12 protein-coding genes are annotated in these 11,758 nt (G+C 66.1%); 4 read left to right on the plus strand and 8 right to left on the minus strand.

The annotated features are described in order from the left end of the window. Nucleotides 1–228: 228 nt before the first annotated feature. Nucleotides 229–1,665, plus strand: coding sequence for a serine hydrolase domain-containing protein (locus AC13FN_RS16345; RefSeq protein ID WP_049436711.1), 1,437 nt, complete (start codon nt 229–231; stop codon nt 1,663–1,665). Between the two features lie 161 nt (nt 1,666–1,826). Then, nucleotides 1,827–3,938 (plus strand): TonB-dependent receptor family protein, encoded by a 2,112-nt coding sequence (locus tag AC13FN_RS16350; protein ID WP_482984978.1) that lies wholly within the window; start codon nt 1,827–1,829, stop codon nt 3,936–3,938. A 46-nt stretch (nt 3,939–3,984) separates the two neighbouring features. On the opposite strand, the gene AC13FN_RS16355 is transcribed toward AC13FN_RS16350, so the two are convergent. The 6 genes from AC13FN_RS16355 to AC13FN_RS16380 form a co-directional block, all read right to left on the minus strand. Next, nucleotides 3,985–4,503 carry a hypothetical protein gene (locus tag AC13FN_RS16355; protein ID WP_049436713.1) on the minus strand — a complete coding sequence of 173 codons (519 nt, stop codon included), beginning with the start codon at nt 4,501–4,503 and terminating at the stop codon, nt 3,985–3,987. A 28-nt stretch (nt 4,504–4,531) separates the two neighbouring features. Then, on the minus strand, nt 4,532–5,386 hold the full coding sequence (locus tag AC13FN_RS16360; protein WP_482984977.1) for a hypothetical protein: 855 nt from the start codon (nt 5,384–5,386) through the stop codon (nt 4,532–4,534). Then, entirely contained in the window at nt 5,386–6,231 is an 846-nt protein-coding gene (locus AC13FN_RS16365) for a hypothetical protein (RefSeq protein WP_049436715.1), read from the minus strand. The genes AC13FN_RS16360 and AC13FN_RS16365 overlap by 1 nt, the downstream gene beginning before the upstream one ends. 52 nt (nt 6,232–6,283) lie before the next feature. After that, complete coding sequence (locus AC13FN_RS16370) at nt 6,284–7,063, minus strand: hypothetical protein (RefSeq protein WP_049436779.1); 780 nt, start codon at nt 7,061–7,063, stop codon at nt 6,284–6,286. 153 nt (nt 7,064–7,216) lie between these two features. After that, nucleotides 7,217–7,600, minus strand: a complete 384-nt coding sequence (locus AC13FN_RS16375; RefSeq protein ID WP_049436716.1) for a nuclear transport factor 2 family protein — start codon at nt 7,598–7,600, stop codon at nt 7,217–7,219. A gap of 52 nt (nt 7,601–7,652) precedes the next feature. Then, on the minus strand, nt 7,653–8,228 hold the full coding sequence (locus tag AC13FN_RS16380) for a TetR/AcrR family transcriptional regulator (protein ID WP_049436717.1): 576 nt from the start codon (nt 8,226–8,228) through the stop codon (nt 7,653–7,655). 69 nt (nt 8,229–8,297) lie between these two features. On the opposite strand from AC13FN_RS16380, the gene AC13FN_RS16385 reads away from it, so the two are divergent. Beyond that, nucleotides 8,298–8,843, plus strand: a complete 546-nt coding sequence (locus tag AC13FN_RS16385; RefSeq protein WP_049436718.1) for a thioesterase family protein — start codon at nt 8,298–8,300, stop codon at nt 8,841–8,843. 6 nt (nt 8,844–8,849) lie between these two features. On the opposite strand, the gene AC13FN_RS16390 is transcribed toward AC13FN_RS16385, so the two are convergent. Beyond that, nucleotides 8,850–9,983, minus strand: coding sequence for an agmatine deiminase family protein (locus tag AC13FN_RS16390; RefSeq protein WP_049436719.1), 1,134 nt, complete (start codon nt 9,981–9,983; stop codon nt 8,850–8,852). A 105-nt stretch (nt 9,984–10,088) separates the two neighbouring features. Between AC13FN_RS16390 and AC13FN_RS16395 the strand changes: the two genes are divergently transcribed. Then, the gene (locus AC13FN_RS16395; protein WP_482984976.1) at nt 10,089–10,973 is read left to right on the plus strand and encodes a LysR family transcriptional regulator; all 885 of its coding nucleotides are present in this window, start codon (nt 10,089–10,091) and stop codon (nt 10,971–10,973) included. Here AC13FN_RS16395 and AC13FN_RS16400 read toward each other — a convergent pair. Continuing rightward, entirely contained in the window at nt 10,948–11,736 is a 789-nt protein-coding gene (locus AC13FN_RS16400; protein WP_054172102.1) for an SGNH/GDSL hydrolase family protein, read from the minus strand. The two genes, AC13FN_RS16395 and AC13FN_RS16400, sit on opposite strands and share 26 nt — an antisense overlap. Nucleotides 11,737–11,758: the final 22 nt, after the last annotated feature.

Below are 11,758 nucleotides of genomic sequence, written 5' to 3' on the forward strand. Positions count from 1 at the left end.
GAATTAATTGGTCGTGGATCTGGGGGTTTTTCGGGGCTGTTTGCTGGGGGGCCGCCCCGCGGCCGCCACTACCGTAAAGCACCTGTAGAGCCGAGCCATGCTCGGCTCAATGCGTCCGGGCCCACGACGCCTGACCCGAAGGCAGCCGAGCATGGGCTCGGCTCTACATGCTTGACCCAATGCCCGTCGCTGACCAACATGCGCCATCACCGCTGACGGATCACCGCGATGTACCGCACCCTGGCTGCTGCATTGCTCTGCACGCTGTTTGCGATCCCACCCGTTTCGGCGCTTGAAACTGCCGGCGATCTTTCCAATCAGCTCGACACCCAGCTGAAGGCCAACCGCGAGCGTTACGGCATTGCCGGCCAGGCAGTGCTGGTCGCACACAACGGCCAGGTGCTGTACCAGGGCGCCAGCGGTGAACGTGATCCCGCTACCCACGCGCCTGCCACCGTCGATTCCATCTTCGCCGCGCAATCGATGGCCAAGCTGCTGACCAGCACGCTGGTGATGCAGCTGGTGGACCAGGGTAAGGTGGATCTGGATGCGCCGGCCAGTCGCTATGTGCAGGACCTGCCCACTGCATGGCAGGCGATCCACGTGCGCGATTTCCTCAACCACAGCTCAGGTATCGGCGAGTACTACGACCGCGTGGACAACCGCTGGGTCAGCAAGGGCTACCCCGGTGTAGCCCCTGATCTTGCCGCTGCACTGAAGGTGGCCGGCGCGGCACCGATGCAGTTCGCCACCGGCAGCCGCGTGCAGTACACCCAGGCAAACTACTTGGTGCTGACCGCCTTGCTGGAAGCGCACTACCGCAAGCCCTACCCGGCCATCGCGCGCGAACGCATCCTGCAGCCATTGAAAATGACCAGCACCTCGTGGGGCATCGCCAGCGTGCCCGCCCAGCGCGCGGCCGTGCCCTACATCGGCAAGGACGGCCACCTGCAACCGGCCAATGAAGATCCCTGGCCGGGCTACGGCTGGGGCCATGCCGATCTGCAGACCACCGTAGGCGACATGAACCGTTTCCTGCAGGCGCTGGCGACCGGCAAGCTGCTGCGCACGGCGACCCTGGAAAAACTCTGGCAGCCGCAGAAACTGGCCGGTGGCGGCAACAATTTCTTCTCCACCGGCTGGGATACCGTGCGCAGCGATGGCTACACCCAGGTCGGTCACGATGGCGGTACCCGCGTGCGTGCGCGGTTGGCCTACAAGGGCACGTTGGCGAATGGCTACTGGGTATTCGTGTACCTGACCAATGGCAGTGCGCGCAATGTGTGGTCGAGCACGCTGGTGGAAAGCACGATGGCGGTGGCCGCACCGAAGGAATTTCCGCATGCGGTGTTGTCCGAACGCTTGATTGCCTATGCGCTGGATGATGATGCAGGCGCTGCACCAGCCCTGCGCACACGGTTGCGTGACAGCAGCGGCATTGCGACCGATGAACTGGAGCGTGCGATCAATGCCGATGGCTATGCCATCCGCCAGAGCCTGGGTGCACGCAGGGCATTGAAGGTGTTCGCGCTCAACGCCGAGTTGTATCCGGATTCGGCCAATGTGTGGGACAGCTTGGCGGAGTGCCATGCAGCGTTGGGTGATGCGGAGACTGCCAAGGCGCTGTACGCGAAGGCCAAGGCGCTGGCGAAGCCTTCGCAGTAAACCCTGCTGTAGAGTCGAGCCCATGCTCGGCTCCGTAAAAAAGCAGCCGAGCATGGGCTCGGCTCTACAGGCGCACCAGCCCCCATACGCCGGTGATGGGTGACGTACCGCTCGCAACCTGTTAACTTGCGCGCCACTTTCGTGGTTTACAGCATTCCCGCATGTCGCTCTCGTCGTACCGCCCCACCCCCTCGCTGCTGTTCCTGGCCGTTTCCCTCGGCCTTTCCTCCACCGCCACTGCAGCCCCGCAGGCCACCACGCTGGATGCCGTGCAGGTCACCGCTGCTGCCGATGCCAGCACGCAGGCACGCGAGGCGCTGAAGCGCGTGCCCGGCGCCAGCAACGTCATCGACGTGTCCAAGGCCAACAGCCGACTGTCCAGCAGTGCCGATGTGCTGGCCTACCAGCCGGGCATCAGCGCGCAATCGCCGGGCAACGAAGGCACCAAGATCTCGATCCGTGGCTCGGGCATCAACCGTGGCCCGGGTGCGCACGCCTCGGGCATCGCCGTGTCGATCGACGGCCTGCCACTGACCGGCCCCGGCGGCACGCCCTACGAGCTGCTGGAACCGCTGTGGCTGTCACGCGTGGAAGTGCTGCGCGGCGCCAACGGCTTCGAGCGCGGCGCGCTGGCGCTGGGCGGTGCCATCGACTACGTCAGCCGCAGCGGTCGTGATTCGGCCGGCGTGCAGCTGCACTACGAAGCCGGCAGCCGTGGCTACCAGAAGCGGGGCATCAGCTGGGGCGGCGTCAGTGGTGATGTCGACTACTTCCTGGCCTACAACGATACCGAATTCGACGGTTACCAGCGCCATGCGCGCGGCGACGGCAAGGGCGCGATGGCCAACATCGGCTGGCAGATCACGCCCGACCTGCAGACGCGTTTCTTCGTGCGCTATCGCGAAACGAATCATGAAACGCCCGGCCGCCTGACCCGCGATCAGATCCGCAACGATCCACGCGCCGCGAATGCGGCCAACCTGGCCATCGATGCGCGCCGCCCGCAGCCGGGCAGCACCTGGGTGGGCAACGTCACCACGCTGCAGATCGATGAGGACTCCTCGCTGCAGGCCGGGCTGGTCTATCACGCGTACCCGATGGACTTGAACGAGAGCCTGTACCGGCAGCAGCTGGACTACGCCAACCTCAACGCCACGCTGGACTACCGCCGCCGCCACCAGCTGTTCGGCCTGGACAGCGAAACCACGGTCGGTCTGCGCATCACCCACGATCTGGACGCCGATGTGCGCGAGTCGCTGCGCTTTGCCAGCAACGGCTATGCCGCCGGTACGCGCACGCGTGACTTCCGCCACCACGGCACCGACAGCACGCTGCACGTCGGCAATACCCTCACCTTCAATGACCGCCTGCGCATGCAGACCGGGCTGGCACTGATCAACACCCGCCGCGATGTGCAGGTGACCTGGCCGAGCAGCGGCGGCCGTCTGCGCGACCACGACTGGGACTATGCGCCGCGACTGGGCTTCACCTGGCAGCACAGCGCCCAGACCCAGTGGTTCGGCAACCTCAGCCGCTCGGTGGAAGCGCCGCATCCGTGGTCGATGATCTGGGGCTCGAACCAGTACTTCGGGCCGGGCAATGGCCCGTCTACCGGCCGCCAGCGCGCGCCGGTGCCGATGCAGAACCAGACCGCCACCACGCTGGAACTGGGTGCGCGCGGCGACGCCGTGCTGGGCCGCTGGGAACTGACCGGCTACTACGCGCACGTCAACCACGAGCTGCTGAGCGTGGAGCTGCAGCCGGTACCGAACCTGTTCATCGCAGAGAACAACGCCAGCCCCACCGTGCACCGTGGCATCGAAGCCGGATTGGACAGCACACTGTGGCAGGCCGCGCCGGGGCGCCTGTCGTTGCGCCAGGCGTACACCTTCAGTGATTTCCGTTATCGCCACGATGCACGCTTCGGCAGCAACCGCCTGCCCGGCCTGCCGCGCCACGGCTACCAGGCCGAGCTGCGCTTCGATCACGCGTCCGGCCTGTACGCGGCGCTGAACACCGAATACGCCTCGCGCATCGCGGTGGACTACGCCAACAGCTACTGGGCCGACAGCCATGTGATCTTCGGCAGCCGCATCGGCTACGACGCACCCGGTGGCCGCTGGCAGGCCTGGGCGGAGATGCGCAACATCGGCAACCGCCACTACGCCGCCACGGTCACGCCGGGCTACGACGACGCCGGCAAGGATGTCGCACGCTCGACTCCGGGCGATGGGCGTGGCGTCTATGCGGGCGTGCGCTGGCGCTTTGACTGATTACCGCAGGCGGCGCCGGATGTGAGTCGGCGCCGTCGTTCCAGGGTCAGCCGATACGCCAGGCCGGCAGGCGCTCGCTGCGCTTCCAGATGGAAGGTGCGAAACCAATCAACACCAGCGCCGCCAGCCACTTCGGTGAGGTGTTGAGCAGTGTCGAGGTGAGCGAGCCATCGACAGGGGCGGCCATTTCCTGCCACGGGTTGTAGCCCAGGTAGACGACGCTGCCAGCCCACCACAGCAACGCCACGCCGACACCCACCAGCAGCAGGGCCAGCGTGCGGCAGGTCCAGCGCTGCGACGTGGTGCCCCACTCGCGGGACACCGCTACCAGCAAGCCCACCACCAGCAGCGACACCAGTGCAACCAGTCCGATATCGATCTTGGGCCCGATACGCTCATAGCTGCAGGCGCGGCATTGGGCCTCTTCCGCGGCAGTGGCGGCTTCGGCGCCATCGGCCTGCCCGGCTGCGGGCTGCGCCAGTGCTGCAAACGGCATCAGTACCGCCAACAGCGTCACCATGATCCAACGAAACAACGTCCTGTTCCTGCGTGCAGCGACATCCATGCGCTCTTCCTCGTCAGTGGTTGTACGTCTAGGGCCGCAGTATGCGGCCGTCCCATACGCCGCCCAGACCCCGTTCCGGGGGTTCGGCCATCCAGCGTCCTTGTTCCCGATGCAGCACGACAAGCTCCCGGTAGACGAAATCGCCGGAACACGAATCCCAGGCGACCGCGATCATAGCCCACTGCCCATCGACGCTGAAAACGGGCCGGGTCAGATAGGCGACGTGGTCGTATGTCCGAGTCGGCCCATGCACCGTTGCCCCGCACCCCTGCTCCCGCAGCACTCGAAGCCCCGCGCTGTCCATCCGCTGCGCACCGGCCAATGCGGCCGCAGGCACTGGCGTGGACCGGCGATTGGCGGGAACCAGGTCCGCCTGCAGCTGCAACCGCAGCGCATGGATGTCCGGCGGCCACCAATCGTCCAGCGGCAGGACCAGATCGTCCACCTCCTGGCAGATGGAGGCACTGCTGCCCGGCCAGCAATAGGGCAAGGTCTGCTCCATCCCGTAGATGTCCTCCCCCACCGGGTCGGTCAACTGCGGCTGCTCCTGCGGGCCCCATCGATCAACGCGCGTGGACGGCGTCTGCGGTGCGGTGGGCACCTCGCTCAGCGACGTTGGCAGAACTGGCGTTGGCTGCGGCAATGCGGGTGGAAGGGGGAATGGCGGCATCTGCCGGATCGCCAGCGCCATCGCCTCAGCCTGCATCTGCGCCGTTCCCAGGTTGATCGGTAGCCGACCGATCTCCTGCTGCCACCTCGGGCGCAGGCTGCAGATCCCGGCCATGAGAGCCAAAGCCGACAGCGCCGCCGCCAGCGATGCAATGCGTCGCCAGGCGATCCGTTGTTGGCAGTCACGGTCTGGCTTGAACGAGGTATCTGTCATCACGACTCCGGCAACGCGGGCCACAGGCCGTGTCCAAAGCTCATATGGCGGACAGGCTCCACTCGAATGCGCTCCCATCCGCCATTCCTGCGGTGCAGAAGGTAGAGGCCGCGCATACCCGTTCCGCCGCTGCACAGATCCGAGGCGATCGATGCCATTGCCCAGTTCCCGTCCAGGCTGAACACAGGACGCTGCAGATAGACAACGCCCAGATCGGTATTGCCCGGACCACCCTTGCATCCCTCGATACCGCGCGCGCGTCGGTCCTGAAGTTCGTCCCACGTCATCCGCTGCGCCCGCACATGCGCAAGCTCAAACGCGAGGTCGGGTACCCGTACAGCCCGGCGGTTCACAACCTGCAGCATCGACTCCAGATGCTGCTGCAGTTGAAAGGACGCTGCACTGTCATCATCACGCCATTCCACGACGCTGTGACGAACCTGGCAGACAGGGGCGGGGTCTCCTTCGCCGCAGGTAGGCGCAGTCCATTCCATCACGGCAAATGGCATGTCGGGCTGCCAGCCGCGCGGCTCGAAGTGTGCTGGCGCGACATCTTCCAGCGGCACTGCCGCGGTCGCGGATCCACTGTTACCGGTCAGCATCGGGGAGAAGATTCCCTTGATTGGAATCGGTGGTTCCGGCGGCTTCCCTGGTGGTGTCGGTCGCAGGTCGATGAGCTCTGCCATCACTTCGGCCTGCATCCGTGCCGTTCCCAGATTGATCGGAGGTGGGCCGACTGCCTGCCGCCATTGCGGGCGCACGCTGGCGATCAGCGCTACGACTGCAACCATCGATAGAACGACCGTTGTGCCCAGGACGCGTTTCCCTGCAATGCGCTGTCGCATGAAGTTCCTGGAAGAAATGAAGCAGGTTGGGATATCGGCCGGGAACGTGGCGCTACAGCGCTTGAATGACCTGCAGCAGATGGGTCGCATCTGGCGCGAGTTCCTGCGCGAGCCAGCCCAGCACCACGAAGAACAGCAGCAGGCCGAGCAGCGGCCAGATCGTGTGCGTCACGCATACCCGCCACCACCCCTGCTCGTGCATGCCCTGCATGCGCCGGTACAGGCCACCGGCGATGGCGGCGTCCACCAACAATTCGGCCATCAGCACCGGCGCAGACCACACCACCCACACGCTCGCCAGCAGGACGGTCGCCACCAGCGCGACGATGCCGAGGATCGCCAGCAACGGCAGGCCCGCTTCGTCTTCGGCTAGGCCGGTCAACGGCAGCTCACCGGCATCGCCGCCGCCGGCCTGCGCCGACTCATTCCACGAAGCTGACGCGCCGCCACCTCCAGAACGGCCACCGACGCCGCTCCACGGTGATTCCACGGCACCTCCGCGAGGCGAAGGGCTGCCACTGCCCACATCCGGCGACAGGCCATCAAGCACGTTGTCCCAGCGCCAGCGGATCCAGATCCACATCAGCAGCAGAAACACGCCATAGGCCAGCAATACGGCCATCGGGTAGCGAAGCAGCATCGCGTCGATACCGGCCAGACGCAGCAGGTGCGAGGCAAGGAAACCGGCCGCACCGGTCAGCGCCACGATCAGCGCCATCTGCAGGCGCGGCCAACCGCGTTCCTGCAGGTGTCGCCGCGCGCGCACAAGCTCACCGGCGCGGTTCACCGGCAACTTCAGCGGGCTCCGCGCAAAGAAACGGGTGCGTTTCATCGGCGCCACCGGGTGCCGCGGATCGTGGAGCATGGAAGCTCAAGAACCTGATACAGCATGCGGACATCCTTGCCGGGCACGCGTGGGTGGTGTTGCGCGGATTCTACCGCGGCCGTGGCCACTGTCCAGACGACGGGCCGAGGCCATTGATCATCAGCTGCGGTCGACGATCCGCACGATGCGACCGTCCTCAAAAGCGAACTCGCTGTGTCCCTGCAGGGCCAGTTCCGTGCCCGCGCAGGGACCATCGGGAATGTCCTGCGCGAACACGCCACGCCAGCCGATGCTGGCCAGCGCCACATCATCCTTGAAGGTCAGCTCGAGCAACCGCTGCTCGCGCTCACGGAACAACGGCGCCGATTGCCGTGCCAGTTCGCCGAAGGCATCGATGCCTTCGGTGACCATCGTGAGCTGGTTACCGCTGTGGTTCTCGAAACGCACGTCATGCGCCAGCACCGCCAGCATGGCGTCGATGTCGAAGCGGTTGTAGGCCTGCAGGTAGTGCTCGATCAGATGGCGGCAGTGCGATTCGTCCATGGCGGCGTCCAGTCAGGGCCTGCGCCGAGTCTCCCGCGACCGTGCCGCCGGATCAAGGAGGCGCGGCGGCCTTCAGCAACTGCGCGGCCACCTGGTCGAACGGGGCGATGTCCTGCAGCGCGCGGCACATCGCCACCGCACCTTCCACGCTGGCAATCACCAGATTGGCCAGCCCACCCGCGGCGGCCGGGTCATGGCCGTCGGCGACGAACGCTGCGGCCAGATGGCCCTGCCAGCGCATGAACACCTCGGCAGCTGCCGCGCGCGGTTGGCTGGGCACCGCGTCAACCGGCTCCTCCACGGCAGCAGCCAGCACCGGGCAGCCGGCGCGGAACCCGGAGCGCAACAGGCGCTCGCGCCACATTGCCAGGAACTGCTGCAGGCCCTGCACTGCGCCGCCCTTCAGCAGCTCCACCAGCAGCGCTTCCACCTTGTCGCCAGCCATGTAAGTGGCACGCGCCAGCAACTCCTGCTTGCCGCCGGGAAAGTGGTGATAGGTGGAACCCAGCGGCGCCTCGGCCAGCTTGGTCACCTCACGGATGCTGGTGGCATTGAGACCCACGCGTGCCAGCATCTGTGCCGCAGCATCAATCACGCGTTGTGGCGCATCAGAGGGGCGCGGGCTCATGGCAGGCTCCTTGCCAGGACAGTCGTCATAGATTAGCGTATCGACGATTCTATAACAGTCGTCATAACCATGAATCTCTGGTTCCGCCTGCTCCACTTGCTGCTGTGCAGTCTGTTCCGGCCGAAGCTGGAGGCCCCGTTCGGGGTCTCGCGCCTGCAGTTCCGTGTACTGCCCAATGATCTGGACAGCAACCTGCACATGACCAACGGCCGCTACTGGAACATCTTCGATCTGGGCCGGCTGGACCTGATCCTGCGCATGGGCCTGGGCCGGGTGGCGCTGCGCGAGAAGTGGGCACCGATCGTCGGTGCCGGCACCATCCAGTTCCGCCGCGAACTCAAGCCGTTCCAGCGCTTCACCCTGGAAACGCGCCTGGTGGGCTGGGCCGGCTCGCGCGGCATCATGGAGCAGCGCGTGCTGATCGGGCCCGAGCAGAAGATCGCCACCCGTGCGCTGCTGGTCACCGGCATCTACGACCGCCGCGCGCGCCAGTTCCTGGGCATGCCGAAGATGATGGAAGCGATCGGCGTGGTCGCCCCGCCGTCGCCGCCGCTCAGTGCAGCCGCCGAGGCGCTGCTGGCGGCCGATGCGGCGTTGAAGCAGGACGACGCCTGAGGCAACTCAGCCTACCTTCGGCATGTTCTTGGTCACGCAATGGATGCCGCCACCGCCACCGGCGATCGCATCGATATCCACCTGTTCGATCACGCGGCCGGGATACATGTCTTCCAGCAGTTCACGGCAGTAGCCATCGGCTGCGTCGTCACCGAACTGCGGCGCGACCACCGCGCCGTTGATCGGCAGGTAGTTGATATAGCCCATCGCCAGATCGTCGTTGTCGCGGGTATGCACGTTGTCGCGCCCGTCCAGCGGCGGCGGCAGCGTATGCACCTGCAGGCGACGGCCATCGGCATCGGTGGCCCCGCGCAGAATGTCCAGGTGCTCGCGGGTCAGATCGTAATCGTAGGACTCCGGATCATTGTCCAGGTTGGCGACCACCACGCCCGGCCGCACGAAGCGCGCATAGAAATCCACATGCGCATCGGTGATGTCTTCGCCGGCAATACCGGGCAGCCAGATCACCTTGCGCAGGCCCAGGTGATGCTTCAGCTCAGCCTCGATATCCGCGCGCGACCAGTCTGGATTGCGGTTGCGGTTCACCCAGCAGCTCTCGGTGAGGATCGCGGTGCCATGGCCATCGACTTCGATGCCGCCGCCCTCGCCCACCAGATCGCTTTCCAGCAGCGTCGCGCCGGTCACCTGCGCCAGCCAGGGCGCCACCGCGCCATCGTTGCGTGCGCTCTGCTTGCCGCCCCAGCCGTTGAAGTTGAAGTCGACCAGCCCCAGTCCGCCCCGGCCATTGGTGACGAAGCAACCGCCGTAATCGCGCACCCAGATGTCATCCAGCGGTACTTCGAGAAACTCGATGTTGTCGCGGCCGCAGCGGTCCTGCGCCTGCTTCCGCTGCGCCGGGCGGCACAGCACGCTGACGGGCTGGTGGCGGGCGATGGTGCGGGCCAGCCGTGCCACGGCGGTGTTCACCGCATCGGCCTGCGCGCCCCACACCCGCGGTTGCGCGGCGAAGGCCAGAAAGACACGTTCCTGCGGCCCATGCTCATCCGGCATGCGCCAGATGCCCGCAGTTGGCCCCGCGGCAGATACGCGCGCCGGCAGCCCCGCCAGGCCGAGGGCGGCCAGGCCGCCAAGACCGGCGGCGCCCGCCAGCTGGGTGAGGAAGTGACGACGGCTGCTCATGACTGGCTCCAGGGCCGGTGTGGGATGGAAGCTATGCTGCGCTTGCCCATCCATAAGAACAAACGATAGATTCAGCTATCAATTGAACAGTTTTACTTACCTGAAATGCTCAAGCATTGGCCACCGCTGAACGCGCTGCGTGGTTTCGAGGCCGCCGCCCGCCTGGGTAGTTTCCACAGGGCCGCCGAGGAACTGCACCTGACCCAGTCGGCCATCAGCCAGCAGATCCGGGGCCTGGAAGCCTCGCTGCAGCAGCCGTTGTTCTTCCGGCAGGGCCGCAGCGTCACCCTCACCGACGCCGGCATCGACCTGCTGGAAACCACCCAGTCCCTGCTGCGGCAGCTGGCCAGCGGCATCCGCCGGCTCGATCAGTACCGCAAGCCGAATCAATTGATCGTCAACACCAGCCCAGCCTTTGCCCGGCATTGGCTGGTGCCGCGCCTGGCCAGCTTCCACCGCCTGCATCCCGACGCCGACCTGTGGCTGCTGACCAGCGAGGACGCGCCGGATATGAGCACGCAGACGCTGGACGTGGCGGTACGCGATGACCTCGACTCACAGGCGCAGTGCCAGCATCGCGTGCTGCTGCAGGATCGCCTCTTTCCGGCCTGCCATCCCGACCTTCTGGCCACGCCCGCGCACGAACGCCTCACCCTGCATGGCGAGCGCGAGATGGACTGGAGCCAGTGGCAGGTACAGGGTGGCGCCGATGTCGGCCAGCGCCGCGAAGGCATGAATTTCTCCGAGCCCGGGCAGCTGCTGGATGCCGCCTGCCAAGGGCTGGGCATCGCGCTGGTCAGTGAGCTGCTGGCGGCCCGCGCCTGCGATCAAGGCCTGCTGCATCCGCTGGATGAGGCACGGGTGCGCGGCCCGCGCTGGAGCTGGCTGGTGCATGAGGACAGCGCGGCCGATCCGCTGGTGATCAGTTTCTGCGAGTGGTTGCTGGCGAGTCTGCCCGCGGGAGCTACTTCTGCTGCAGCGCGCGCTTGACCGCCGCTTCGGCCAACGGCGCCATCACCGCATAGCCCTTCGCCGTGGGATGCACGCCGTCCTCGGCCAGCTGCGGATCCAGTCCACCGGCGGCATTGGCCATCGGCGTGTAGTAGTCCAGATAGACCACATGCTTCGCGTCGGCATAGCGCTTCAATGACGTATTCAATGCGCGCACCTTCGGCGCTGGCGTTGTGCCCGGCAGCCACGGATAGTCGCTGACCGGCAGCACCGACGACAGCACCACGGCGATGCCATGTGCACGGGCCAGGTCCACCATCGCATGCAGGTTGTCTTCAATCATCGCCTGCGTGGACAGGCCGGTGTTTCCGGCAATGTCATTGGTGCCGGCCAGGATCACCACCACCTGTGGCTTCAGTGCCAGCACGTCCTGCGGGAAGCGCACCAGCATCTGCGCCGTGGTCTGGCCGCTGATGCCACGATTGAACCAGCCCTTGCCGGGGAAAAATCCTGCACTGCCTTCCGCACCCCAGCCCTCGGTGATCGAGTCACCGTAGAAGACCACGCGTGGCTGGCCCGGTACCGCCGCAGGCAGTCGCACGTTCGCGTCACGATAGCGTTGCAGCTGCGGCCAATCCGCCAGGCGCTGCTGCATGAAACGAACCTCGTCGGGGCGCAGCTGGTCGATCGGCGTCTGCAGCAACGGATTGACTGCGACGGCTTCTGCAGCGCCCAGCGGAGAAGCCAACGCGAGGCACAGCGTCACGACGGTGGCAGCGGCAAGCTCAACAGATCCACGCATGCGGGTACTCCTGAAATCATCT

It is taken from the genome of Stenotrophomonas sp. 115C5 (assembly GCF_056861055.1).

Coding starts and splice junctions, on each gene's coding strand:
- AC13FN_RS16395 (WP_482984976.1), top strand. CDS start 10,089: ATGCTCAAGCATTGGCCACCGCTGAACGCGCTGCGTGGTTTCGAGGCC.
- AC13FN_RS16355 (WP_049436713.1), bottom strand. CDS start 4,503: ATGGATGTCGCTGCACGCAGGAACAGGACGTTGTTTCGTTGGATCATG.
- AC13FN_RS16390 (WP_049436719.1), bottom strand. CDS start 9,983: ATGAGCAGCCGTCGTCACTTCCTCACCCAGCTGGCGGGCGCCGCCGGT.
- AC13FN_RS16385 (WP_049436718.1), top strand. CDS start 8,298: ATGAATCTCTGGTTCCGCCTGCTCCACTTGCTGCTGTGCAGTCTGTTC.
- AC13FN_RS16360 (WP_482984977.1), bottom strand. CDS start 5,386: ATGACAGATACCTCGTTCAAGCCAGACCGTGACTGCCAACAACGGATC.
- AC13FN_RS16375 (WP_049436716.1), bottom strand. CDS start 7,600: ATGGACGAATCGCACTGCCGCCATCTGATCGAGCACTACCTGCAGGCC.
- AC13FN_RS16370 (WP_049436779.1), bottom strand. CDS start 7,063: ATGAAACGCACCCGTTTCTTTGCGCGGAGCCCGCTGAAGTTGCCGGTG.
- AC13FN_RS16345 (WP_049436711.1), top strand. CDS start 229: ATGTACCGCACCCTGGCTGCTGCATTGCTCTGCACGCTGTTTGCGATC.
- AC13FN_RS16400 (WP_054172102.1), bottom strand. CDS start 11,736: ATGCGTGGATCTGTTGAGCTTGCCGCTGCCACCGTCGTGACGCTGTGC.
- AC13FN_RS16350 (WP_482984978.1), top strand. CDS start 1,827: ATGTCGCTCTCGTCGTACCGCCCCACCCCCTCGCTGCTGTTCCTGGCC.
- AC13FN_RS16380 (WP_049436717.1), bottom strand. CDS start 8,228: ATGAGCCCGCGCCCCTCTGATGCGCCACAACGCGTGATTGATGCTGCG.
- AC13FN_RS16365 (WP_049436715.1), bottom strand. CDS start 6,231: ATGCGACAGCGCATTGCAGGGAAACGCGTCCTGGGCACAACGGTCGTT.